General features: G+C 68.1%; 24 protein-coding genes and 5 pseudogenes. 18 read left to right on the top strand and 11 right to left on the bottom strand.

Going from position 1 to position 23648, the window contains the following annotated elements; genetic code table 11:
• Positions 1-138: 138 nt before the first annotated feature.
• Entirely contained in the window at positions 139-2094 is a 1956-nt protein-coding gene (locus tag ACZ6BB_RS40115) for an APC family permease (RefSeq protein WP_471620065.1), read from the bottom strand.
• Positions 2095-2485: 391 nt separating this feature from the next.
• Here ACZ6BB_RS40115 and ACZ6BB_RS40110 point away from each other — a divergent pair, with 391 nt between their 5' ends.
• The 4 genes from ACZ6BB_RS40110 to ACZ6BB_RS40095 all read left to right on the top strand — a co-directional run bounded on the left by ACZ6BB_RS40110 (position 2486) and on the right by ACZ6BB_RS40095 (position 4837).
• On the top strand, positions 2486-2800 hold the full coding sequence (locus ACZ6BB_RS40110; protein ID WP_471620035.1) for a hypothetical protein: 315 nt from the start codon (positions 2486-2488) through the stop codon (positions 2798-2800).
• A 70-nt stretch (positions 2801-2870) separates the two neighbouring features.
• Complete coding sequence (locus tag ACZ6BB_RS40105; protein WP_471620034.1) at positions 2871-3902, top strand: hypothetical protein; 1032 nt, start codon at positions 2871-2873, stop codon at positions 3900-3902.
• Complete coding sequence (locus ACZ6BB_RS40100) at positions 3838-4656, top strand: transposase family protein (protein ID WP_471620033.1); 819 nt, start codon at positions 3838-3840, stop codon at positions 4654-4656. Before ACZ6BB_RS40105 ends, ACZ6BB_RS40100 begins: the two co-directional genes overlap by 65 nt.
• Positions 4619-4837, top strand: coding sequence for a transposase family protein (locus tag ACZ6BB_RS40095; RefSeq protein WP_471620032.1), 219 nt, complete (start codon positions 4619-4621; stop codon positions 4835-4837). Before ACZ6BB_RS40100 ends, ACZ6BB_RS40095 begins: the two co-directional genes overlap by 38 nt.
• Positions 4838-5003: 166 nt before the next feature.
• Here ACZ6BB_RS40095 and ACZ6BB_RS40090 read toward each other — a convergent pair whose 3' ends face one another.
• Complete coding sequence (locus ACZ6BB_RS40090; protein WP_471620031.1) at positions 5004-5483, bottom strand: hypothetical protein; 480 nt, start codon at positions 5481-5483, stop codon at positions 5004-5006.
• A gap of 255 nt (positions 5484-5738) precedes the next feature.
• Here ACZ6BB_RS40090 and ACZ6BB_RS40085 point away from each other — a divergent pair.
• The 5 genes and pseudogenes from ACZ6BB_RS40085 (at position 5739) to ACZ6BB_RS40065 (ending at position 8654) form a co-directional block, all read left to right on the top strand.
• A pseudogene (locus ACZ6BB_RS40085) lies at positions 5739-6739 on the top strand (replication-relaxation family protein).
• A 48-nt stretch (positions 6740-6787) separates the two neighbouring features.
• A complete protein-coding gene (locus tag ACZ6BB_RS40080) occupies positions 6788-7333 on the top strand; it encodes a phosphatase PAP2 family protein (RefSeq protein ID WP_471620030.1) in 546 nt (181 codons plus the stop codon).
• A gap of 157 nt (positions 7334-7490) precedes the next feature.
• Entirely contained in the window at positions 7491-7910 is a 420-nt protein-coding gene (locus tag ACZ6BB_RS40075; RefSeq protein WP_471620029.1) for a phage holin family protein, read from the top strand.
• Positions 7907-8392: a DUF3618 domain-containing protein gene (locus tag ACZ6BB_RS40070; protein WP_471620028.1), complete on the top strand. Its 486-nt coding sequence runs from the start codon at positions 7907-7909 to the stop codon at positions 8390-8392. Before ACZ6BB_RS40075 ends, ACZ6BB_RS40070 begins: the two co-directional genes overlap by 4 nt.
• 3 nt (positions 8393-8395) lie before the next feature.
• Positions 8396-8654, top strand: a pseudogene (locus ACZ6BB_RS40065) (DUF4235 domain-containing protein).
• A 616-nt stretch (positions 8655-9270) separates the two neighbouring features.
• Here ACZ6BB_RS40065 and ACZ6BB_RS40060 read toward each other — a convergent pair.
• Positions 9271-9440: pseudogene (locus ACZ6BB_RS40060) on the bottom strand (ADP-ribosylglycohydrolase family protein); the annotation flags it as partial.
• Positions 9441-9620: 180 nt separating this feature from the next.
• On the opposite strand from ACZ6BB_RS40060, the gene ACZ6BB_RS40055 reads away from it, so the two are divergent.
• Positions 9621-10256 (top strand): hypothetical protein, encoded by a 636-nt coding sequence (locus tag ACZ6BB_RS40055; RefSeq protein WP_471620064.1) that lies wholly within the window; start codon positions 9621-9623, stop codon positions 10254-10256.
• A gap of 46 nt (positions 10257-10302) precedes the next feature.
• Here the strand turns inward: ACZ6BB_RS40055 and ACZ6BB_RS40050 are convergent, their stop codons facing one another.
• A complete protein-coding gene (locus ACZ6BB_RS40050) occupies positions 10303-10497 on the bottom strand; it encodes a hypothetical protein (protein ID WP_471620027.1) in 195 nt (64 codons plus the stop codon).
• Between the two features lie 34 nt (positions 10498-10531).
• Complete coding sequence (locus ACZ6BB_RS40045; protein ID WP_471620026.1) at positions 10532-11254, bottom strand: RNA-binding protein; 723 nt, start codon at positions 11252-11254, stop codon at positions 10532-10534.
• Positions 11255-11841: 587 nt separating this feature from the next.
• Here ACZ6BB_RS40045 and ACZ6BB_RS40040 point away from each other — a divergent pair.
• Together ACZ6BB_RS40040 and ACZ6BB_RS40035 are read left to right on the top strand one after the other, a co-directional pair.
• A complete protein-coding gene (locus ACZ6BB_RS40040) occupies positions 11842-12249 on the top strand; it encodes a hypothetical protein (protein ID WP_471620025.1) in 408 nt (135 codons plus the stop codon).
• A gap of 70 nt (positions 12250-12319) precedes the next feature.
• A complete protein-coding gene (locus ACZ6BB_RS40035) occupies positions 12320-12616 on the top strand; it encodes a YaaC family protein (protein ID WP_471620024.1) in 297 nt (98 codons plus the stop codon).
• Between the two features lie 925 nt (positions 12617-13541).
• On the opposite strand, the gene ACZ6BB_RS40030 is transcribed toward ACZ6BB_RS40035, so the two are convergent.
• Together ACZ6BB_RS40030 and ACZ6BB_RS40025 are read right to left on the bottom strand one after the other, a co-directional pair.
• Entirely contained in the window at positions 13542-14855 is a 1314-nt protein-coding gene (locus ACZ6BB_RS40030; RefSeq protein ID WP_471620023.1) for an MFS transporter, read from the bottom strand.
• Positions 14852-15457, bottom strand: coding sequence for an ArsR/SmtB family transcription factor (locus ACZ6BB_RS40025; protein ID WP_471620022.1), 606 nt, complete (start codon positions 15455-15457; stop codon positions 14852-14854). The genes ACZ6BB_RS40030 and ACZ6BB_RS40025 overlap by 4 nt, the downstream gene beginning before the upstream one ends.
• Positions 15458-15638: 181 nt before the next feature.
• Here ACZ6BB_RS40025 and ACZ6BB_RS40020 point away from each other — a divergent pair, with 181 nt between their 5' ends.
• The gene (locus ACZ6BB_RS40020; RefSeq protein WP_471620021.1) at positions 15639-16091 is read left to right on the top strand and encodes a group II intron maturase-specific domain-containing protein; all 453 of its coding nucleotides are present in this window, start codon (positions 15639-15641) and stop codon (positions 16089-16091) included.
• Positions 16092-16103: 12 nt separating this feature from the next.
• On the opposite strand, the gene ACZ6BB_RS40015 is transcribed toward ACZ6BB_RS40020, so the two are convergent.
• Positions 16104-16640 carry a 2'-5' RNA ligase family protein gene (locus ACZ6BB_RS40015; protein WP_471620020.1) on the bottom strand — a complete coding sequence of 179 codons (537 nt, stop codon included), beginning with the start codon at positions 16638-16640 and terminating at the stop codon, positions 16104-16106.
• Between the two features lie 191 nt (positions 16641-16831).
• A pseudogene (locus ACZ6BB_RS40010) lies at positions 16832-17967 on the bottom strand (IS30 family transposase).
• Between the two features lie 399 nt (positions 17968-18366).
• On the opposite strand from ACZ6BB_RS40010, the gene ACZ6BB_RS40005 reads away from it, so the two are divergent.
• Complete coding sequence (locus tag ACZ6BB_RS40005) at positions 18367-18717, top strand: DUF2750 domain-containing protein (RefSeq protein ID WP_471620019.1); 351 nt, start codon at positions 18367-18369, stop codon at positions 18715-18717.
• Here the strand turns inward: ACZ6BB_RS40005 and ACZ6BB_RS40000 are convergent.
• Positions 18714-19496 (bottom strand): IS5 family transposase, encoded by a 783-nt coding sequence (locus ACZ6BB_RS40000; protein WP_471620063.1) that lies wholly within the window; start codon positions 19494-19496, stop codon positions 18714-18716. The two genes, ACZ6BB_RS40005 and ACZ6BB_RS40000, sit on opposite strands and share 4 nt — an antisense overlap.
• Before the next feature lie 468 nt (positions 19497-19964).
• Here ACZ6BB_RS40000 and ACZ6BB_RS39995 point away from each other — a divergent pair, with 468 nt between their 5' ends.
• From ACZ6BB_RS39995 to ACZ6BB_RS39985, 3 genes and pseudogenes are all read left to right on the top strand, one after another.
• Complete coding sequence (locus tag ACZ6BB_RS39995; protein WP_471620018.1) at positions 19965-20849, top strand: SCO4651 family lipoprotein; 885 nt, start codon at positions 19965-19967, stop codon at positions 20847-20849.
• 455 nt (positions 20850-21304) lie between these two features.
• Positions 21305-21754: pseudogene (locus tag ACZ6BB_RS39990) on the top strand (IS110 family transposase); the annotation flags it as partial.
• Between the two features lie 328 nt (positions 21755-22082).
• The gene (locus ACZ6BB_RS39985) at positions 22083-22592 is read left to right on the top strand and encodes a transposase (RefSeq protein ID WP_471620062.1); all 510 of its coding nucleotides are present in this window, start codon (positions 22083-22085) and stop codon (positions 22590-22592) included.
• Here ACZ6BB_RS39985 and ACZ6BB_RS39980 read toward each other — a convergent pair.
• Positions 22582-23334 (bottom strand): NAD-dependent epimerase/dehydratase family protein, encoded by a 753-nt coding sequence (locus ACZ6BB_RS39980; RefSeq protein ID WP_471620017.1) that lies wholly within the window; start codon positions 23332-23334, stop codon positions 22582-22584. The genes ACZ6BB_RS39985 and ACZ6BB_RS39980 overlap by 11 nt on opposite strands.
• A 95-nt stretch (positions 23335-23429) precedes the next feature.
• Between ACZ6BB_RS39980 and ACZ6BB_RS39975 the strand changes: the two genes are divergently transcribed.
• The coding region (locus ACZ6BB_RS39975; RefSeq protein ID WP_471620016.1) for a hypothetical protein at positions 23430-23648 on the top strand (219 nt) is incomplete at its 3' end.

The following is a 23648-nucleotide window of genomic DNA, read 5'->3' as shown; positions in this document are numbered from 1 at the left end:
GAACGTCTTCGGCGGGAGAGGAAGTCTCCCTGGTAAAGGAACGGTAAAGCCCGTTCGGGGGCGGCTGGCCACGGTGCGTTTCCGGACTTCTCTGTTCCCCTTTTGGTCGTCGCTGCGCAGAGCTGCGGAGGGACGGGCTCAGTCGCCGACGTGGATGCCGGGGCGGCGGTCGGGGTCGGGTTCGTTGCTGCGGATGATCTCGCGGGTGACGGGTGCGGTGTCGCCTCGGCCGAGAAGGAAGTAGCGGATCATGTGCACCAGGGGGCTGCCCTCTGCCCAGGCGAAGTAGCAGTGTGGCCGCACACCGGTGCCGTCCCGCAGGGCCAGCAGGATGGCGGCTATGGCGTTGGGCGCGGCCGGGGCCAGGGCGCGCAGGATGCGGTGGCCGTCGACTTCGACGCCGTGGACGGTGAGGGTGTCGCTGAAGTCGGACGGGTCGACGACGTCGATCTCCAGGAAGAGCACGTCGGCCGGGCCCGGTACCGGGTTGGTGCCGCGCTGTTCGCGTTCCTTGGCGCTGTACTCGGCGGCGTCACCGGCCTCGCGGCGGTGGGCGATGATGTTGATGGACTCGTCGTGGGCGAGGGTGTCGGCGATGAACCGGCGGGCGGTCTCGTCGAAGACGAGACGGTCGGCACGCAGCTCGGTCGTGCGCGATACGCGGGAGACCAGTGACACGGCGATGATGCCGAGGATGAAGAAGCCGGAGATGGCGATGCCGTCCGGCTTGTCGATGATGTTGGCGATCAGCGCGTAGAGCAGGACCGCGGTGAGCGCAGCGAATCCGGTGGTGGCCGCGCGCCGTCGATGACGGGCGACGAAGACGGTGACGGCGAAGGCGCCGGAGACCATCATCGCCAGGATGCCGGTGGCGTAGGCGCCGGCCTGCTTGTCGACGTCGGCGTCGAAAGTGATGGTGATGATGATGCACAGGGCGGTGTAGACGAGGACGACCGGGCGCACGGCGCGTCCCCAATCGGGGGCCATGCCGTAGGCGGGCAGGTAGCGGGGCACGATGTTGATCAGTCCTGCCATGGCGGAGGCGCCGGCGAACCACAGGATCAGGATGGTGCTGATGTCGTAGACGGTGCCGAACGCCTCACCGACGTGCTCGTGCGCGAGCCAGGCCAGGGCGCGGCCGTTGGCGGCGCCTCCGGGCTCGAACTCGTCCTCGGGGATGAGGACGGTGGTGACGAAGCTGGCGGCCAGCAGGTAGACGCTCATGATGAGCGCGGCGACGGTGAGGAGCTTGCGGGTGTTGCGGATGCGGGCCTGAAGCCGCTGTTCGTCGTCGGCGCCGTCGGCGGCCACCAGCGGCATCATGCTCACCCCGGTCTCGAAGCCGGACAGGCCCAGCACCAGCAAGGGAAATGCCAGCAGGGCGGGGCCGGCCAGATCACCAAAACCGCCCAGGTCGGTGAGGGAGCCGGTCCACGCCGACCAGGCCTCGGGATCGGTCAGCACATGGGCCACGCCGACGCCGATGACGACGGCATTCAGGGCCAGGAAGACAGCGACCAGGGGGATGGCCACCTTGACCGCTTCGCTGAAGCCCAGCAGGAACACTCCGCCGAGGATCAGCAGCAGCGCCACCGTCAGGGCGACCTCATGGCCGTGCAGTACCGAGGGGAAGAAGGGGTTTTCCACCACGTGCACCGAGGCGTCCGCCGTGGACAGGGTGATGGTGATGATCCATGAGGTGGCCACGAAGCCGAGCAGGACCAGCACGAACAGCTTGCCCCACCAAAACGGCAGCAGGTCTTCCAGCATCGCCACCGACCCCGCCCCGTGCGGGCTCTCCCTGGCCACCCTGCGGTACATCGGCAGCATCCCCAGCAGCGTCAACGCCACGATCAGCAGTGTCGCCAGAGGTGAGACGGCTCCTGCGGCCAGGGCGGCGATCGCCGGGACGTAGGCCAGGCTGGAGAAGTAGTCGACGCCGGTCAGGCACATCACCTTCCACCAGGCATGGGGCTCGGCATGACTCTCGCCGGCCGCGGGTCCCACCGGCTGCACTCGGTGACGCAGCAGCCACCGCGCCGCCCTGCCTGTCGGCTCGGCCCGCAAGGCGGGACTGTCCACCGTCTCCGGCATCACCGGCCGACTCGCCTCACTCATGTCCCCGTTGTCCTTCCGCTGCTTGATCACTGAAATGGCACCCGGAGCTGCCAAGGGCACCAACGATCATCGCGTATGCGGCACCGGATCCCTCATCCGGTACTGAGATGCACCTGAGTGAGCCTCCGCCAACTTGAAGTCGCAGCTCAAAGGGCTGGTGTGAGCGGCTCACGGGGTGCTCACCGTGGTCGGGGGCGGCTGTCTTGGCCTTTTACGGTCCTGTGCATGTTGGATCCCGAGCTGCTGGAACGGATCACCGCGCGGCGTGCGGAACTGGACGAACTCGAAGAACAGCTGGTCAAGCAGCTGGCGGAGATGCGGGACCGAGCGGGACGAACTCGCTGTCGCCGAAAGGGTCCTTGGGCGGGTGAGCGAGCAGCTTGCCGACGAGCGTGCCTCGGCCGCGCCGATGCCCGGGCAGGTGGGCGGACGGACGGTGATGCTGATCCCGCACCGCGGGCCCGGTGTGGAGGAGATCGTGCTCCGGCCGGACTACCACCGCATCCTCGCCGCCATGCGACAGGCCGCCGGACCGGTCATGACGCGGCAGGTCGGCGAGATGCTTGGAGTGGACGTCAGCGTACGGTCCAAGATGGAACCGTTGCGTGGGAGGCTGGTCAGACTGGCTGACCGCGGCTGGCTACGGAAACTGCCCGACGGCCGGTTCACCACCCGCCTGTGAGCAGCGTGCGGGCGGGGTAGCCGCCGGGGGGCTTGCTGACCGGTGTTGTCAGGCGTCTAAGGTCGCGTCCATGACGAGGACCACGCCCCCGCGCCCTCTCGATGTCGAGGCGCTCTTCCCGGAACTGGCCGCCTTTCGGGGGACGACGACTCGACTCCATCCGCGGCCGGGCAGACCAGACCTGTCGGCCAGTTCCGTGGGCGGTCCTATGCTGTGGCCGGCGGACGAGCCGTGGCCGGTGTGCGGCGAGGTTCACGGCCGTGGGCGTGGTCGACGCCCGGCCGACATCCGCCGCTATCGGCAGGTTCTGGCTTCCGCATGGTCGCGCAAGGAGGCTCCCGGCCCGACGGACGAGGAACGGGAGTTGCTGGGTGAGCTGCACCGGGAGCATCGGATCCCCGGTGCGTCCGAGACCGATCCGCTGCCGATGATCGGCCTCGCGCAGCTGTACCGGCGGGATGTGCCCGACCTGCCGGCGGGGCCGGGCGACTGCGATCTGCTCCAAGTGTTCTGGTGCCCCTTCAACGCGCACGGCCCGGGCCGGTACGACCTGGCACTGCACCTGCGCTGGCGGCGGTCGTGGGAGGTCATTGAGGCGCTGACCGCGCCGCCGCAGCCGCTGGTCGTCGGATCCGACGGCTTCGTGCCCGAGCCCTGTGTGCTGCACCCGGAGCAGGTGGTCACCTACCCGTTCGCCGGCCTTCTGCCCGAGGAACTATGCGCCCGGATCGACGCCTGGGAGGAAGCCCTTGAGGAGGAAGCCGAGCAGACGGCGGACGAAACCACGACAGAGCCGCTCGGCTACCAGTACGACCTGTCCATCCCGCCCGGCTGGCGCGTGGGCGGCTTCGCCTCCTGGCACGCGACCGACCCGTACCCCATGGACTGCCTGACCTGCACGACACCGATGCACCTGCTGCTGACCATCGACAGCTCGGAATGGGACGGCGGCAGCGGCAGCTGGAAACCGCTGGAGGACCAGAACCTGCCCACTCACCGTTGCGCCACCCCCACGGAGGTCACTGTGGGACGCTGGGGTGAGCTCAACGTATTCCACTGCCCCGACGATCCCCAGCATCCGCACCGCTGGAGCATCCAGTAGTTCGGCGAGCCCAAGTGTTCTCGAATCAGAGTGGACAGAGCCACCTGAGGAAGCGCGATGCAGGCGCAACCACGGTGCGCCTGGCGGCTGTTGGAATGGTGTGACGAAAACCAAAGAACGCGCCGAGGACACCTGCCCCGCTTGTCTGCCAGTGCCGACTGCCGCTGTCCAAGAGCACGGTCAGCCACCTCGCCGGCGTGCTCCGACGCCACCTGAAGGCGATACGGTCCTGGTGGCGGACCCTGTCGCCCGGGAAGATCGCGGTGATCGTCCTGGCCGAGCTGCGTCACGACCAGCGCCTGGCCGATATGGCCGGCGGCAACAACGTCTCCGAGTCCACCGTCCGCCGCTGGCGCGACGAACTGATCACCCTGCTCGCCGGGCAGGCACCGCGCCTGGATCGCGCCCTGAAGAAGGTCACCAAGCGGGGCGGAGAGGTGGTCCTGATCGACGGCACCCTCATCCCCACCCAGCGCCGCACCGGAAGAGCCGATACCGCCGCAACTACTCCGGCAAACAACGGCATCACGGCCTGCACTTCCTCGCCCTCACCGACGAAAACGGCCGTCTGATCTGGATACCCGCCGCCCGGCGCGGCCGCACCCACGACATCACCGCCGCCCGCCACGACCACATCCTGGCGCACCTGCGCGCCGCCGGCCTCGGTGCTCTCGCTGACCTCGGCTTCCGCGGCCTGGACAACGAGGTACGCCCCCGTGATCGTTACCGGCTTCACCGCCAGCCGCACCCATAAGCTCACCCCCGGCGAGAAGAACGCCAACCGCGTCCTCGCCGTCGGACGCGCGCCGGTCGAGCATGGATTCGCCCACCTGAAGCACTGGCGGACCCTCACCAAGCTCCGCACCGACCCCGCCCGCGCAACCCGCCTTCTGCGTGCCCTGCTCGTCCTGACGAAGCTCGAAGTCGCACGCTGACGGACGGCCTTCCCCCCAGACTGCCGCCCACGACCAGTGTGAGCACCCCGACAGACCGGCACACCAGCACTTCGACCTGCGACTTTGGTTGGTGGAGGCTCACTGGTGCGCACCGCTGGTGGGGAAGTGCGTTGCCTTGTGCGCGACACATCGCACCGGTGCGCACTCAGGTGCGGTCGGCGACATCGAGGACGACGTCGCCGACCGCTGTGCCGGAATCCCAGACCGTGGTCAGCCCGTATCCGCGGCCGACGTTGCCGCGGACGTCGGCCAGGAACTGGGAGACCTGGTCGACCTCTTGCATGCACTCGATCAGGAACCTTGCCGCGATCCAGGCGGCCTGCGCCCCGCCACCGGCCGGGCACCAGCGCTTGAGGTACCGGCGTGCCACGGCCACCAACTGCCCGAGGACGTGCCAGGACTCGCAGTCGGTGTGCTCATCGGGCACGACGCTGATGTAGTCGGCCGGCAGTAGCTCGCCGAACTCGCCGACCAGCACCGCCAGCTCCTGGCCGTCGGCGTGGAACTCCGCGAGCGCGGCCCTGTCCTGCTCGCTGTCCTGGTACGGCCAGACCAGCTCCACGTAGTCGGCGGCCCGCGCGATCTGCTCCGGGGCAAACCAGGGCACCGTCGACGTCGTCTCCATGACGCTTCCTCACTGTTCGCACGCTGGGCACCTGCTGCACCCGGCCGTACCCCTACGGTGCAGCCCCTGGCCTGTGGACAGATTTCGGAGCCGTGGCGGGGCACTGCTCGTGACGTCAGTCACGGACGAACCGTCTCGTCAAGGAGTGGTCAAGGGTCATAACGGACAGCCTGGAGCGGTGGCCGTCAAGTCGCGGACAAGGGGTGCTCTCTCACGGTGGCTGCGGCCCGTACGCCTCGCGCGTGCGGACCGGACTTGTCACCGACCCGGCCGCGTACGACCGGAGAATCCCGAGGACGCGATGACCACCGCACCCTCCCGCCCGTCCCGCCGACGCCGCCGACCGGGTCGGACAGTGCTGCGACAGCGAGCCCTGCGACGAGCCCTGCGGCAAGCCACGCTCCCAGCCCCGCAGCTCCGAGCCGCCGTCTGACCGTTGTCGCTGATCAGCCCCCTTGCCGCCCCGTCCCAGCCGGTTGCAACTCCTCTTCTCCCAGCACTGATGCGCCTGGAGAAACGTCCCGGGCCCGGAAGGAGGCGGCGAAGGCCGGCGCGGACATCCGCGGTGAGGTCCTGCTCACCCTCGCCCAGCTGCGCCTGGCCACACCCCGCCAGCTCAAGGCACTGCTGCTGCCGCACCAGCAGGACACCGACCACGTCCGACGCGCGCTGCACAACCTGCTCGCCGAATCCCCGGCCCTGGTCGGCCGGACCAACCGCGCCCAGCAGAGCTACTGGTACTGCACCCCGGCGGGCCTCGCCGAAGCCGCCGCCTCCGGCGAACTCGCACCGACGGCCGACCGGACCACCGGTAAGCGCATCGCCGCCAGCAAGACGGGCCTGCGGGAACACGGCCTCGCGCTGGTCGACACCGTCGTCGCCTTCCATGAGGCGGAGGCGGCCGACCACGCCGACTGGCAGGTGGAAGTCGCCCACCCCACTCCGGCCGGCAACCTGGTGCCCGACGGCGTGGTGCTCCTGAACGACAGCTCCAGCGCGTTCGTGGAGATCGACCGCACGATGTCCGACGCCCGCCTGGTCGCCAGCTGGAACGCTACGACGCCTACCGCAATGCGCCCGCGAGCGGACGCGGGAACGCCGCCCGGGCCCCGCGCTCCCACTGGCAGGAGACCTACGCCGGGCCGTTCCCTGGCCAGCGCGCCGTCGCCGGTGGTCTGCCCGAGGACGAAGAGCCCTATGTCCCGCCCCGCGACACCCGTAAGTGGAGCGAGGAAGACCGGCAACGCCTCGAATGAGGCCACGCTGCCGCGTTATGTGCCGCTCGGGTCGGGAAGGCGCAGGTCATGAGAGTGCTGGCGGATGTCCGTGAGGGTGATCACCGGTTGACGCGGTGGGTGGCGGGGTGGCGGTCTGACTGCGTACGGCGGGTGCTGCCCGCGGTGGAGGACTGTGCCGAGCACACCAAGCTGTGGTGGGGCACCGCCGTGGCGATGTCCACTCTGGGATGGCGGGGGCGCAGGGCCGCGGCGGCCGGTCTGACGAGCATGGCCGTGGCGGAGCTGGCGTCGAATGGTGTGGTCAAGCAGGTGTGGAGTCGGCGTCGGCCGCCGAAGGAGTGGATCTCGCACGAGGAGGTCCATGAGCGGCCCGACTCGTCTTCGTTTCCGTCTGGCCACACCGCTGCAGGGGTGGCGTTCAGCGCCGCGGTGGCAGCGGTGTGGCCGTGGGCGGGAGCGGTGTGTGCGGTGCCGGCCGTCCTGGTGGCTGCCGAACGCGTGCACACCGGCGCCCACTATCCCTCCGACGTCGCCGTCGGCGCGGTCATCGGCCTGGCGGCGGCCGCGCTGGTGCACCGCGCTCCGCGCCTGACAGCGCGCCTGCTGAGCTGACAGCACGAGGACAGCGAATGCCGCAGGTCTGCTGGGTGGGGCACCCGTAACCGGGGTACCCGGAACGGACGTGCGCTCCGGTCAATCCCGATACGGAAGCGACGCCCTATCTGGGGCGCTACTACCAGCGGCAGCTGCGAAAGGAGGGTAATCCGTCATGAGTACCCAGGATTCCTACCGACCCCCGAGCGGCTCCTCCGAGCCAGTCGGTGATCTGGTCCAACGCGCCTCTCATCAGCTCACGGAGCTGGTGCGGGGCGAGTTGCGGCTGGCGCAGGCGGAAATGAAGGAGAAGGGCAAGCGGTACGGCAAGGGCGGCGGCCTCTTCGGCGGGGCCGGTCTGGCCGGCTTCCTGACGCTGCAGGCCCTGATCGCCACGGCGATCGCGGCTCTCGCGGTTCCCTTGCCGGTGTGGGCGGCGGCGTTGATTGTCACCGCCGTCCTCGGTGTCGTCACGGCCGTTTTGGCTTTGACGGGTAAGAAAGAGGTCAGCCAGGCCGCGCCGCCTGCCCCCGAGCAGACCCTCGCCAGTGTCGAGGCCGACGTGGCTGAAATCAAGGAGAGTGCACAGCGATGACCCAGTCACCCAAAGAGGAGCCCACCGCCGCCAGCCCCGAGCAGTTGCGGGAGCAGGTCGAGCAGACACGCCACGCGCTGGGGGAGACGGTGGAGGAACTGGCCGCAAAGACGGACGTCAAGTCCCGCGCGCAGGAGAAGGCGACCGCAGTGAAGGTGCAGGCGGGCGTGATGACGGAGCAGGCGGGTGCCAAGGCCGCGGAGCTGACCGGACAGGTCAAGATGAAGGCCGCCGAGGCCGCGCACCTGGTGCAGGACAAGCTGCCCGAACCGGTCAAGGACAAGGCCGCCGCGGCCGCACAGCAGGTGAAAGCCAAAGCGGATCAGGCCGGTCAGGTGTGGCAGGACAAGGCGCCCCAACCCGTTCGCGACAAGGCCCACCAGGGCGCCCAGGCCGCCCGAGACAACCGCACCATGCTGATCGCGGCCGGCAGTGCAGCGGTCGTCGCCTGGCTGTTGCTGCGCCGTCGGGGCAGGAGGTAGCCCGTGAAGGCATCGAAATTCGCCTACAAGCCGGTCGGCCTGGCTCTCGGCGCGCTCAGCGGTGTGCTCGTGGGCGGGCTGTTCAAAGAAGCTCGGCCATGACGAGGACGCCCCTGATGCCACTGATGAGGACCCGCACCTGGCGCGAAAGACGATGCCGGCGGCAGTCATGCAGGGAGCGATCTTCGTCGGCGTCAAGGCCGCCGTCGACCGGGCGGGCGCCGCTGGCGCCCGCCGCCTGACCGGAACGTGGCCCGGCTGACCCTTTCCGTCGACTCCCGTCGATGTCCGCGCCTCACCCCGACCTGGGCAGACGTCGACGGGAGGTGGGCTCTGGGAAGAAACGCACCCCTGTGACCGCATACCCCCTCTCTCGGGTCCGCCGCGGCAGCCGTTACCGCTCTCGTTCTGCTGGCGCGCTGGTGGGCGACTCCCCGCACGCGATGGAGGCATCGCAGCAGCTCGCTCTTCCTGCCGTTGCATCGCCCCGCCCCAGACTCGTCTCGGCCCGCCGCCCGGCTCAACGGCGCACCCGAGCATGGTCAGACGCAGGATGGCAGTGCCGATTGCGTGCTGCGTGAAGCCGAGGAGCACCTGAGCCGGGGATGGAACCGGCTGCGTCCTCTCTCCCTCCACCAGCCCGACGACTCCCGGCCCCGCAGCCGGTAAGCCACCGCGCCGGCCATCCGTGCGGGGCCGCGCTGCAGGCCGACAGGGCACTGCCCGGCGACGTACGCGAAGCTTTGGACACCGCTTCGGTCGCGGACCGCCAGCATGCGTAACCGGTAGGGGCAGGGACTGCGCTGCGGCAACCTGAGGAGGCCACGCGCTCACCCCCGACCACTGGATGTGTCTGCCTCGGCATCCGGTCATGCGGCGGGCATGCCGTCGGTCAGGACGTCTTCGGTCTGCAAGCCGATGTCCTTCGGCTCTGATGCCGCCCACCGCTGGAGAAGGCTCCCTGGGGGCCAAACTCGAAGGGGGCACCCAGAGCGTCACCCACCGCTGAGCCGACGATCGCGCCAACGCCCCGCTGAATCCACTTCATTCGCGCAGGTTATCCGCGCCGCGCCGCCGGCTGTCCTGTCCCAGATCTCGGCGTACACCTCCTTTTGCGCAGGGCAGCACAGCCGAAGGTGCTCAGCCCGGTCGGCCGCGACGAGGAAGCTCGGCGTAATCGGGAGGCGATACGGGCGGCGGGTACGGAACACTTCCCAGAGTGATCACGATGCAGCCCGTGCTGGAGATGTACGCACCTGACGGCTTCGATCTTTGGCCTGTCGCTGACTTCGAGCCGTTCAGCTTCCTGCGCCTCAGCGGTGAGCTCTCACCCGCCGAAGTAGGGGCGGTCGTGATGCGCATCGCCGACTACAACGAGGTCGACTCGGATGACGATCACCTACCACGGCCAGCCAACGCTCTCGGCTCTTTCTTGCGCGGACTGCTCACGCTTGAGGACGACATCGTCGCCCCGGGCGGTCTGCGAGTCATCGACACCTCCACGAGCGTCACCTTCCTGCCTGGCTGCTGTGACGGGCTGGAGAGCTGGCGCGACTGGCATCGGTTCGCCGACGACGGCAACCCGCTTGGATTCGGCCACGATCCCGTGTCACCGCTTGCGGAGCGCTTCGGCGGCATCGTCAGACTCACTGTCAACGCAGAGCAGCGCGACAGTCCGGTGATCACACTGCCCATCACCGAGCTCCACCACCTACTCGCCGGCGCCGAGCGCGACTTGGCTGACTTCCTCGCACTGGCAGCCGACTGGGCATCCGGGCACTTGCCTGACTACTGCGCTCCCGTCACAACCGCTCTCGCCCGCGTTCTCGACCTGCCCGGTCCGGCCGTCCCACCAGAGTCGTAGGACGGCCGGGACTGCCACTTCAGCCACGGCGTCAGCGGTGGCCTGGTCACCACCTGGCGCGCAGCACGCCGTCGCTATCCGGCAAGGCGGCATGGAACAGCGGGTGGCGCTCGTCGAGAATCAGGGGCAGAGAGCAGGCTGCTTTCGCGCCCGCGACCAGGGAGGCGAGCCGTTGGTGATCGGTTTCGTCGACGGTGACGTGGCGGATCGTTCCGTTTGGTGCCTCCCAGACGAAGTCCATGGAGGCGTCCGCGGGCAGCGCAGCAAGGACCTCGTCAACCTCGGGGTTGAGGTCCGGCCCAGATCGTCAGGAGCGCGCGAGGACCGAGCCCAGCGCGTACCGGGTCGAGATTGCTCGCGGTGAGGCGGTGCCAACGGGTCGCGTTACGGACGTAGGCCTCTTCCAGGAGCAGCGTCTGTTGCGACGCGAGTTCGACGCGGACTCGTTCCCAGAAGTCCTCGTCGGCAGCCTCGGTCACTTCAGGTTCCTCAAGATCAGCCGCGTAGGGGGAGGCGCTGATCGGTTGTGCAAACAGGCCGAGTTCACGTGTCCGGGCGACCGCTGCGTCGCAGGGTCGGTCGCTGCTGACGTACACGTACTGGTCCCACCCGACGTGGATGGTGAACGTGTCCTCGCGCTCCAACCGGCACCAAGCACCCTCGTCGCGAAGCATGGTCCGCACCAGCTCCAGCGCTACAGACAGTGAAACTTCGGCGCCGTCGTAGTAGCCAGTCAGGTCCGGCGGGAACAGGCCGGCGAGGCCATGGCCGTCAAGCGGTTCTTCCAGGCCGAAGTTGACGAAGCCGGTGACCGCGGGTTCACGGATCTCCAGTGTGTCGATGCCCGCTTCCCGTGCGAAGGCGGCGATCGCTTCCAAGTAGGCCGCCTCGACCGGTCCGTGGTCGCTCACCGTGTCCTCAGCACCCGTGTAGTGCCCGCGCTCGTCACGGTCGGCGGGGCTGTACTTGGTAATCTGATGAGCGAAGGACGGCGGCACGAAGCTCCCTGAGCTGATGAGGCGGGGCCTCAGCATAATTCGTGCCATCAGATGCAGATCCCGCCTACACATCACCGGAACGCGGGCCACTCACCCACAAAAGCGTGGGCTAGTGGCTTTGCGCACCGGCGCCGGCCCGGCTCGACCAGTGGCTGCGCGAATTCGGCGACCATGTGTGCCAGAGCCAGATGCACGTGCACCCGGTCGGCCCCACGGCCGTGGAGATCATGTCGGTCGTCGCGGATGAGCTGGCTGCTCGACCGGACGGGCCCGTCGTGCAGCGGCTGGTCCGGATCGGCGTGCCGTACCTGCACTACGTCCGGCAGGACCACGCGGTCGAGGACGCTGGTCGGCGTGGACGGTCGCCGACGAAGCGTCGAACTGGCTGGCAACTCCGCCATGACGCCCGCTCACCCCAGGGGCCCTGGCCGCAGGACGAAGAACAAGGACACCAGCAGCATGAGTTCGGACTCCTTGATCACTCAAGGCGAACGGCAACTCATGGACAACAGAGGTTTCCTGATGGTGCGTCGGGTAACTCGGCGGTCGCTGGCCGGGACGGCCCCGGCCTGGAGGGAGTTTCGATCATGAACCGGACCCGGATGCGTCGCCGGGCGGCCGCTGTCCTGGCGAGCGTGACGGCCATGGCCGTCCTGCCCTCGGTCACCGCGGCGGCGGCGCCCGCACAGGCCCAGCCCTGCGTGCAGAAGGTGGCCGTCGTCAACAACGCGGGCTTCGTCCTGTCCTGGGCCGCCACCGCCCGAACCGGCGAACAGTCGGCCCCGACCGACCAGTACCCGATCAACCAGGCCAGGGTCATCGACCTGTCCACCACCTCATTTGCGGAGGGCACCGACGTCCGTCCGTACATCCAGGCGGTCGGCGGGACCAAGGAGTTCGGCAGCTCCTACGTTTCCTACTGCGACAACGGTCAGACGGCCACGTACACCGTCACCGGGACCACCTTTGACTACTCGGTGACCCTGCTGACCTGACCGGCTTCCCAACGCGGCTGTCAGGATGAACTGGCTCATGCCCGAGGGCGTGGGCACTGGATTCGACGGAATGGCGACGACAGCAGAACGGCTCGCTCACCTGCGGACCCTGACCCGCGGCTACGCCGGGAGCCGGTGCTTGCTGCCTGTCCTGGGCTCGCTGAAGCGGGAACTGCACCCGTTGATGGCCTGGTGGGCCGTGCTGTACACCCTGTCCATGCTCGCCCGCTACGAACCCGCAGCCTGGGGCGCGCTCATCAACCTCGACAACAGCAAGTTCGCGGTCCCGATCGAGCGGCTCCTGGAACACGCCATCGATCACCTTCCCGTCCTGATCGCGGACGCCATCACCGAAGTGAGCACCTGATCCAGGGGCCATGCGGTGGGGCCGGCAGACAGACCAGCCCGGCCCCACCGCCGGTCGGCCGATCAGCTTGTGCAGCATGGGAACGCTGCCTCCAGCGGTCACCAACCCCGTCGCGACGGCCGCAGGCACAGACTTCTCGTGGAGGAACATGAGCCCGCCCACGACGAGGCCGATGATGACGGCCGCCAGGAACACCACGGCGGCGTGCACCGACAGCAGCGGGGCATCCAACGGCAGCCCCGCGCTGGGCGGGCCGGGCGGTTCGGGTCGGGCGGGTCCGGGGGAGTGCAGGTGCGGGTCCCGAGCCATCGGGAGTCTCCTACGAGGCGGAGGAACAGAGACGGCGGACACCTGCGTGGTGTCGTCCGCGTGGGGGTGGCGCGCGCCTCGCGGTCGGCGGTCCTGCTGCTCTCTGCCTGAGAGCGTCCCTGCGGGGCTTCTGCCCGAGCCCAGGGTGGCGTTTCAGCGTAGCGGCGATCGGCGCGGGTGTTGCCTGCCCTGGGTGTCTGGCGGGTGGTCATCGGTACTGCCTCCAGGGTGAGTTCGGCTGAGCGAGCAGCGAGCGGGACAATGACAGGACTCAGGTGCTTGCAGCCGCGCTCGTGGCCGGTTGGTGGGCAATGCACCGACGTGATGCCTGACCACACGGTAACCGGCACTCGCCCCGCGCCAGAGGCGTTGCCATGCGTAAGCACACGGGGGATCAGTGTCCTGTCTCATTGGATCCAGCTCTCGGCCAGTGCTTTGGCAGGCATGATGCATCGTGTGGTGAGACGGTCCGAGGCCGGCGTCTCAGTTCTTCGTGTTCGCCAACTGTGAGTGGGCGGCTGTGTCTCAGTTCTTCGTGTCCACGGGGTGTGAAGTCTCCCGTGAGATCCGACGGGAGGTTCTGGCGCTCGGGGGGCGATCGTAGGTTCGGTCGTGTTCAGTGACGTGGTAGGACCGGCTCGCCATCAGAATCCAGCGGAAGTTTGGAATTACTCGTTGGCTGGCGGGACGTCGGCAGGTCCCGGGATCGCCGGATGGGGGAGAAGAGCAGGATCAGTGCGGCGAGCGGGACCCCCGCTGTCGTGATGGCCATGGCGGTGCGGAGGCCGAGTGCGGTTCCGAGCGCGCCGCCGAGCAGTGCTCCGATGGGGATCGTTCCATAGCTGAGGAATGCTGTACTTGCGGTGAGGCGACCGAGGAGATCCGGCGGGCAGTAGCGCTGCTGGAAGCTCGCCTTGATGATGTTGCCGGCCACGACGCCCGCGGAGACGCTGAAGCCGCCTGCCACAAAGAGCAGGATCCCGGCTCCGCCGACGGTCAGCGGGATGAGCAGAGCGAGCATGGGAAGTCCCAGTTCGAACAGCAGTGTCGCGCGGGCCGTGCCGATCCGGTGAGCGACCCGGCGTGCGGCGAATGCCCCGGCCACGCCTCCGGCACTGGTGGCCGCGATGAGTGCGCCGACCGTCCCTGGGCTCAGGCCGACGCTCCGGACCAGGAAGACCACCTGGATCGACTGGTATCCCATAAGGGCCAGGTTGGAGGCGGCCCCGAAGAGGGTGAACGTGCGAAACCAGGGGTCGACGGCGATCAGCCGCAGGCCTTCGCGGACTTCACTGGCCACCGAACTGGGGCGATGTTCGGTTCTGGTGACGCGTGGCTCGCGATGCCGGATGCCTGCGAGGCAGAGAAGGGAGACGAGGAATGTCGCGGCGTTGGCGAACATCCCGTTCACCGCACCTGCCAACTGTGCGATCAGGCCGCCGGAGCCGAGCCCGGCAATCTGCGCGGCGGATGCGCTGCCGTGCAGTTTGGCGTTGCCTTCGGGCTGGTCATCGGGTTCCAGGAGGCTGGGGAGATAGGCGCTGTAGGCGGTCTGGAAGAACACGGCTGCCGTGCCTGTCAGCAGGGCGACGGTCAGCAGTGGTCCGATACTCAGCCAGCCGGACCATGCGGTGACCGGGACGCCGGCGAAGAGTAAGAAGGAGACTGCGGCGGCGGCTAGCATGATTGGTCTGCGCCGCAGCCGGTCCACCCAGGCACCGATCGGGAGACCGATGACTAGCCAAGGTACCCAGGCGGCGGCGCTCAGCAGGCCGACCTCGAACGTGCTGGCGTGCAGGGTGGAGACGGCGACCAGCGGCATCGTCACCCCGGTGACGGACGCGCCGAACTTGCCGACGGTTTCGCCGCACCACAGCAGGCGGAAATCGCGATGGCGGCGCAGGAGGCCACCGCGTATGCCATGGCTCATGCGGTCCCACGCTCCTTGCGGGGGAAGGACTGGAGCTGCACGACGACAGGGAGCGCGTCCGGGGCGGGCTCGGCGTCCGGCGCAGGGGTGTGGCGTGCGATGACGGCCATCAGCTCCCGGTTGAGCGCCTCCAGTTGCTTCGGAGTCATCCGCAGGTCACTCCAGTCCGCGACGGTGCCGGCGGTCCTCCACCTGTCGTCCCAGTCCTCGCTGATGTAGTTCACGACCCGGCTGAAGTGTTGCTGCACCAGTTCGTGCAGGTAGACCGACAGCGCGCCCCGGGTGTCGGGATCGTCGCGGAAATCGGCAGTGTTCAGCTCATTGGTGACGTCGACCCTTCTCCACCAGCGCTCGCGCTGCGTGCCCCGTCCGGTTTCCTCCTCGATGAAGCCGTGTTCCGCGAGGTGGCGCACGTGCCAACTGATGGTGCCGGTGTTCTCCCCGAGGCGTTCGGCGAGTCTGGTGGCGGTGGCGGGGCCGTCCAGACTGAGCAGCTCAAAGATGTTCATGCGCAGCGGATGGGCCAGCCCCCGCAGGCTGCGCGCATTGAGGCGCCGGGCGGATTTGGCGGGCTGTGATGTGCGTTCGGATTCGTTGGGCATGCCAACAGCGTAGGTTGCAGAGTCTTCTCTGCACAGGAATCTCTGCAGAGAAGACTCTGCCAATTCCACTGCGGCTTGGAGTGCGCTGCCGGCTCGGTGGGCCGCCGGAGGGGCAAGTCGGTCACGAGGAAGCATTCGACGGGAGCTTCATTTCGCGGCTTTGAGCGTGATGTAGCAGTAGATGGTGGCGGGTGCGGCTTTGAAGGTGCGAGCAATCCTCCGACTGGGATGCCGGATTCGTAGAGTCTCGGTCGAGAAGACCCACATCACCCACATCGCCGACGGATTCGTCTTCCTGGGCTTCCACATCCAGCGGAGGCCCTTCGGCGACAGCCGTCGCGTCGTGCTCACCATTCCGTCCAAGCAGACATTGGCGTCGGTGATGCACAAGGTCAAGAAGCTGACGGGGCGGAATACGACATCGCACTCGTTGGAGGAGGTGCTGCGGACGGTCAACCCGGTCCTACGGGGCTGGGCTGCCTATTTCCGTTACGGCGTGTCCAAGAAGACGTTCTCCTACCTCGGTTGGTATGGGTGGTGGAGGCTGCTTCTCTGGATTCGCTACAAGCATCCCCGACTGACCTGGAAACAGTTGCGCCGCCGCCAGCCCGGCAGGTCGGCGGCTGACCGATGACCGGCAGAGGAATCACCGGAGCGCGAACGACGCCCGCTGCTGCCACCTTGATCCGTCGTGGACCATCAGATCGACCGACGACACGCGGGCAGTGACGGGAAGCCGGCCGCGAAGGTCGGCCTCGGCCTCCTCCAGCACGGCATCGTCATGCCCCTGGGCGATGGTCAGATGCGGGACGACCTCGTCGAACTGCCCGCCGAACGGCGGGGCCTCCGGCCACCGGTCCGAGATCGCCTCGGTCAGCCGGCGGAACGGGAAGTCCGGGTCGGGGACGAGATACAAGATCCCCGGGAATCGCCCGCAGTGCTCGAACCGGGCCTCGAAGGGCCGGTGACGCCCGATCACTTCTCCGATGGCAGCACAAGCACCGTCGTCGATGCGGCTCTCGTCGAGAAACGGGAAGAGGACGGTCACATGGGCCGGAACACCCGCACGGGCTGAGGGATCCAGCCGGTCACGCCACGCTCGAACAGCAGGTTCCGCCTCGGGGACCCTCACGATGAGCCCCGACTGCCCTGCCTGAAACGCACCGGAGTCGTCGCCTGCCATCGCACATATGTATCAGCGAGCCCAGAACGACAGCGACCCGATTACGATCGCGGGCGGTTGAACCGGCGGTCGACACCCAACGCGATCCTCGCTCAGGTGGGGCCAATCGACTCGTTCACAACGAGCACCCAAGATCGCTAATCCGGGCCAGCGAACTCGTGGCGGATTCCAGCGAGCGTCGCAACACGTGATCATTCCAGCGTTGCGACGAGCCTGGCGAACAGTTCCGAGGGCGTCTGCCAGCCGAGGGGCTTGCGGGGGCGGTCGTTGAGTTCGGCGGCGACGAAGGCAGGGTCCTCTGCGCTGTAGATCGACAGATCGGTGCCCTTGGGGAAGTACTGCCGCAGCAGTCCGTCGGTGTTCTCGTTCGAGCCGCGCTGCCAAGGGCTGGCCCGCTCACAGAAGTAGATCGGGATGTTGGTGGCGCGGGTGAACTCGTCGTGCCGTCCCATCTCGCTGCCCTGATCCCAGGTCAGCGAGCGCGCCAACTCGGCTGGCAGCTCGGCGAAGGCGTGCACGAGGGCGTCGCGGACGTGCTCGGCGCTTCGTCCGTCGGGCAGGTGCACGAGCTTGACGTAGCGGGTGGTGCGGTCGACCAGGGTGCGGATCGCCGAGCGATTGCCCTGACCGACAATGAGGTCGCCCTCCCCATGACCGGCGACCTGACGGCCCGTGGCTTCGGCCGGGCGCTGGTTGATCAGAGTGCCCGGGTCGATGAAGCGGGTGGCGCGCTCATCAACACGGCGACGGCGGCGACGGGCTCGCCGCCCGGAACGCAGCACGCCGGCCTTGCGTTCCAGGGCCGCCGCGGTGTGGCAGGCAGATCGCCTGGTAGACGGTCTCGTGCGCCAGGTGGCGGTCCGGCTCGTCCGGGAACGCAGCGCGCAGGACCTGGCTGATCTGCTCCGGGCTCCAGCGCCGGTCCAGGTGCTGCTGGATGAACTGCTTCAGCTCCGGATCGCGCCGTATCTTGCTCTCCTTCGAACGGGCGTGGGCGCACGGCAGCTCGCCGCTGAGCCTTGAACGGGTGGTATTTGCCCGCGAGGGGGTCGCGGTTGCGCCGTACCTCACGGCTGATCGTGGCGGGGGCGCGGCCGAGCTCACGGGCGATCGCGCGCGGGGACTTCTTGGCCCGCAGCAGGTCGGCAATGGTGATCCGCTCGTCCTCCGACAGGTAACGCGGCGAGACGTCGGAAGTCCGCTCCGCGGCGATCGGCGGGTAGAACCGTTCGCGTCCCGTCCGGTCGGTGTCCTTGCGCCCGTACCTCCATCGGGTCCCGGTCCTCCGGTTGATACCCACCTCGCGGCACGCGGCCGAGTCGCTCATTCACTGCGCCATGAGCCGAAGGTATTGATCACGTTTCTCCGCCAACGGGGCGGGTCCACGCTTCTTATGGGTCCGACGCGGCTTGGTCATCGCAACATCCCTCAGGACGGGTGTTGCAACGACCTATAGGACCCAAGCGTTCCCCTGGGGCAAATGGTCTCGTTCGAAGCCAACGGCCTGAACAGCGCTGGTGATGCGGGTGGTGCTGCACCGCAGCTTGCGTAGGAGTCGCCAGGTCTTGAGCGTGGCCAGCAGTTCAACGGCCTCGCTCACGTACCAGTAGACGGTGCTGAGGCTGATGTCGAACCCGGTGGCCAGCTGGGTGTAGGTGTCTCAGCATCGCAGGTGCGCCAGGACTAAGAACCACTAACGAAATGAGTAACGGGGAACGCTAGGCTCATGGGCATGAGTCAGAGCGGTTCGCAAGCGGCAGCATTCTTCCGAGATGCCCGTCAGAGCGGAGTGGTCTGGTTTGTTCGGGATGACGAGGGAAGCCCGGCTCCCCCCTCCGCGGATGGCACGCGAAGTCTTCCCTACTGGTCGACCTCAGCTCGGGCCCAGAGGGCGGCGAAGATCTGGGGGCATGGGCTACGTGTTGAATCCATGTCCCTGGATGCCTGGCGCGATCGCGATCTTCCTGAAGCCGCCCGAGAGGGATACATGATCGGCATCAACTGGAGCGGACCGCGCCTCGTCGGCTGGAGCTTCACCCCGATGGAAGTTCTCAACCGACTGGCGGCGGGTGACTAGCCCACGGCGCCGCTCAACACGGAGCGCAGTCGCCGCCAGCAGATGAGTGCGCATCCGAGGGTGAGGAAGGCTTCGTGGATGTCGTCGCGTATCTCCCAGCGGATCCGCAGGCGGCGGAACCAGTGCAGGTGGGCGAACGCGCGCTCCACGACCCAGCGTTGGCTGCCGAGCCCGGAGCCGTGCTCGGTGCCGCGACGGGCGATCAGTGGTTTCACGCCGAGGTCCCAGACCTGGCGGCGGTACTTGTCGTGGTCGTAGCCGCGGTCGCCCAGCACCACGTCCGGGCGGCGCCGAGGCCGGCCGCGCTTACCCCGCACCGGCGGCACGGCCTGGAGGAGCGGGATCAGCTGGGTGACGTCGTTGCGGTTGCCGCCGGTCAAGGTGGCGGCGAGTGGGATGCCGGCGGCGTCGGTGATCAGGTGGGTGTTTGCTGCCCGCCCTGCCCCGGTCGACAGGGCTTCGTCCGGTCTTGGCTCCCCCTTCAACGCCCGGATGTGGGAGCCATCGACCGCCGCGGGGGAGAAGTCCAGGCCGTTCGCGCTGCGAAGCTTGGCCAGGAGGACCTCGTGCAGCCGGGGCCACACGCCGGCCTCGGTCCACTCGGCCAGGCGGAGCCAGCAGGTCATGTCCGACCCGAAGCCGATCTCCAGGTGTTCCCAGGCGATCCCGGTGTGCAGGACGAACAGGATGCCCTGGAACACTAGCCGGTCCGGATGCCGCTTGCGTCCCGGATGCCGGGTCCGTGCATGCGGGAGACCGCGGTTCCCCCTGGCTCCCAGCGGACCTGACCAGTTCAGGTCCCGATCGAGGGCGGCCCGGGTTGCCCCACCCGTGCCCCCGCTGGCCCGAACCGGCGAAGCGGGACACGGGGCCTCCCCGCCTCGGACGCCACCGAGCCGTCGACCGGCTACACCCGCATCCGCATCCGGTGCGCGAGCACGGCGAGTTCTGGCTACTGACTCAGTGAGATCACCGATCCGGAATACAGAACTCCAAATGCTGGAATGGATTCCGGATTCCGGCGATGGCCGTGATGACCATCCACTGCCGGAATGCGCGCACGTTTCCCCCGATCACAAGGTCCATTCGCGCTGAACGGCTTGTTGTCTCAGAGAGCCCGCCTACACCTCGCCATACCCGCATTTTCTCGCCAAGGCGCGTAGGCGACAGGCGTGTTCACCTGTGTCTTGGGAATTCGGGACGACAGAAAGTCGGTCTGCAGAAGTCGGCCGACGGTCGATGAGGGGATGGGTATTCGCATGCACAACAGGAGGATGAAAGCCGCGGCGATCGGGACGGCTGCGGTGATGGGCAGCATCGTTGTGGCGGGCTGTGGAAATGACAGTGAACCGGCGTCGGACAAGGCCGGCTCCTCGTCCGGCGCAAGCCGAAGTGCGGGCGCCCAGGAGGACGGCACCACCGCGGTACGGGCCGCCTACGACAAGACGGCCGAGGCTGAGACGGCCAAGATCACGATCGACATGAAGGTGTCCGCGAAGGGCCAGTCGATCACCACGGACGGCCAGGGCGCGCTCGACTTCCAAGAGGGTGAAAGCGTCATGACCGTCACCGCCGAGGGTAAGAGCATCGAGCAGCGTGTCGTCGACCAGGTGCTGTATCAGAAGGTGCCCGGGCAGAAGGCCCAGGGCGGCAAGCCCTGGATGAAGATCGACCTGAAGAAGGCCGCGCAGGCGCAGGGAGTGAGCGGCCAGCAGATCGGCGACCCGGCCCAGTCCGCCGCGTACGCCAAGGCGATCACCGACAAGGACGTCACCGAGGTTGGTACCGAGAAGGTCGACGATGTCGAGACCACCCGCTACCGGGTCTCGGTGAACGTCGCCGAACTGCCGGGCGGCGCTCAGCTGCGCGAGCAGGTCGGCCCGAAGCTGCCGATGCACGTCTGGCTCGACGACGACGGCTGGCTGCGCCGCCAGCAGATCGACATGACGGTCAAGGCTCCGGCCGGGGCCGGCGCGAAGGCGGACAACAGCGCCTCGCCCGAGCAGGTCAAGATGACCATGGTGATGAACTACTCCGACTTCGGCACCGAGGTCGACGCCGAGGCACCGCCGGCAGGCCAGGTGACCGACATGACGGACGAGGCCATGCGGCAGGGACAGCGGCAGAGTTGATCCGAACGTAGGACTGACGGTGGCGGCCCCGACAATGGCTCGGGGCCGACCCTGTGTGAACCGCGCCGGACCCGCGAGTCCTCCCGTTAGAGCGGCGAGGCCTGGCACCTTCGCCACCGTCACGGAGCCCGCCACCGTCCGTGCTTCGCGGTGATGACGCGGGCGCCGGGCTGACGCCTTCGTTTCCCCGGGCCCTTCGAGGCCTCTGACAAGAGCGGCACAGCCCGGCGCCTCCCTGATCACCGCGAAACTCACGGCGGTCGGCCGGACGTTGACCGTCATGGCGCGAGCCTGCCCCAGGGTTGACCTCTTGTTCCATCCGCGAGCCCGTGAGCTCTGCAGACAGATCGAGCCCCTGGGGTGTGCTGGTGTCGCGAACGGCTGCTGAGATGGCGGACCTGTGAGTCCTGGGATTAGGGCGCCGCGTGACCCGCATGTGCTCGTGACCTGCACAAATGAATGGATCTGAGGAGGATGGCTTGACCGTGTTCTGCGGCATCGACTGGGCGGAGCGTCACCACGACGTCGCCGACGTCGACGACACCGGCACCCAGCTCGCGAAGGCCCGCATCAGCGACGACGCGGCCGGTTACAACAAGCTCCTGGACCTCCTGGCCGAACACGGCGACAGCCCGGAGACCCGATACCTGTGGCCATCGAGACCAGCCACGGCCTGCTCGTGGCCGCCCTGCGCACCGGCAGCCGCCAGATCTTCGCGATCAATCCGCTCGCTGCGGCCCGCTACCGCGTACCGGTACGGCGTCAGCCTCAAGAAGTCCGACCCCGGCGACGCTCTGGTACTGGCGAACATCCTGCGCACCGACATGCACGCCCACCGGCCGCTGCCCGCCGACAGTGAACTCGCCCAGGCCATCGCGGTGCTGGCCCGAGCCCAGCAGGACGCCGTCTGGAGCCGCCAGCAGGTTGCCAACCAGGTCCGCTCGCTGCTGCGCGAGTACCACCCCGCAGCCCTGCACGTTTTCCAGGGCAAGGAAGGCGGCCTGACCAGGGCAGATGCCCGGGTGATCCTCACTCTGGCACCGACTCCGGCGAAGTCGGCCCGGCTCACCCTCGCCCAGATCCGGGCCGCCCTTAAACGCAGCGGGCGCACCCGGTCCTTCGACACCGAGGCCGAGCGCCTGCGGACTGTCTTCCGCAGTGAGTACGCCCACCACCTCCCGGCCGTCGAGAACGCCTTCGGCCAGCAGTTGCTGGCGCTGCTCAAGCAGGTGGATGCCGCCTGCCAGGCCGCGGACGATCTCGCCACGGCCACCGAAGCCGCATTCCATCAGCACGTCGACAGCGAGATCCTGCTCAGCTTCCCCGGCCTCGGTCCCCAGCTCGCAGCTCGCAGCCCGCGTCCTCGCCGAGATCGGCGACGACCGGACCCGCTTCGCCGACGCCAGAGCGCTCAAGTCCTACGCCGGCTCCGCTCCCATCACCCGTGCATCCGGCAAGAAACGCTTCGTCGGCCGCCGCTTCGTCAAGAACAACCGGCTCATGCATGCGGGTTTCCTCTGGGCCTTCTCAGCTCTCCAGGCTTCACCCGGAGCGAACGCCCACTACCGACGTCGCCGCGAACACGGTGACTGGCACAATGCCGCCCAGCGCCACCTGCTCAACCGCTTCCTCGGACAGCTCCATCACTGCCTGAAGGCCCGGCAGCTCTTCGATGAGGAGTGCGCCTTCGCACCACTCCTGTTCTCCCCTGCCCCGACCGCGGGTGTGCGGGTCAGGGCCTGAGGTGCTTAAGGGTGAACTCGGGCAGGGCATAGGGGCCGGCCTGGGGTGCGGCGGGGTCGGCCGGAAGGTCTGTTCCTGGGATGTCCTCGGCGTGGAGTTGGGCGTCGTCGACGGGGACGTAGGCCAGTACCGCTGAGTTGGGAAGTTCCCAGAAGCGGCGGGTATTGGCGGAGACGGCGTACACCGTGGCGAAGCGGGTGGACGGCGGAGCGGTCAGTGCGGCCCGGATGTAGCCGACGGCGTCGCGTGGGCTCAGCCAGGTCGCCAGATGCCGGGGCTCGGTGGGCGCTTGCTCGAAGCTGCCGATGCGCAGGCAGATCACAGACAGGCCGAACTTATCGGCATACAGCTGCCCGAGGGCCTCGACGGCCGCCTTGCTCACCCCGTACAGGCCGTCGGGGCGTACCGGCTCCTGCGGACCGGTGAGATGTCCCGTGGGGTAGAAGCCGGTCACGCGGTTACTGCTGGCCAGCACCACCCGCTCGATTCCCGTGCGCCGCGCCGCCTCCAGGACGTGGTGGGTGCCGAGCACGTTGGCTTCGAGCAGATCCGGAAGTGGCGCTTCGTCCGGCACACCGCCCAGGTGAAGCACGCGATCGGCCCCCGCAAGCGCCGCCTCCACGGCGGCCGCGTCCCGGAGGTCGACAGTGCGGACGTCCTCGTTCTCGGCTTTGGGCCGCAACGGCACGCGGTCGAGCAGGATCAAGCGCCCCGCCTCGCGCTGCAACGCCTCGCGCACCACGGAACCGATGATCCCCGCCGCGCCTGTTACCGCCACCGTCCCCAGACCCACTGCGCCTCCCCCAGGTTTCGACAACCCTCGCATCATCGCGGTCCGTGATCCACCCCATCAAGACGGTGGGGAACTGGCGTGAGCAGGTCTGGGTACCTCCTGAGGGGGATTCCAACGAGCGCCAACACTGCGTCACCAACGTCATGTGCCGCAATACCTTGACTTCTTACTGGCTGTTCGCTATCCGCTCGCGTGGTCGGCGGGGTTCGAACAGCATGCTGGTTCGGGTGAGTTGGCCGGTCGGCAGGCATGGAAGAAGGGCC

The sequence above is a fragment of the Streptomyces sp. NPDC041108 genome (genome assembly GCF_055592645.1).
Note: the sequence above shows the minus strand (reverse complement) of the source record. Positions and strands in the feature narration are given on the sequence as shown.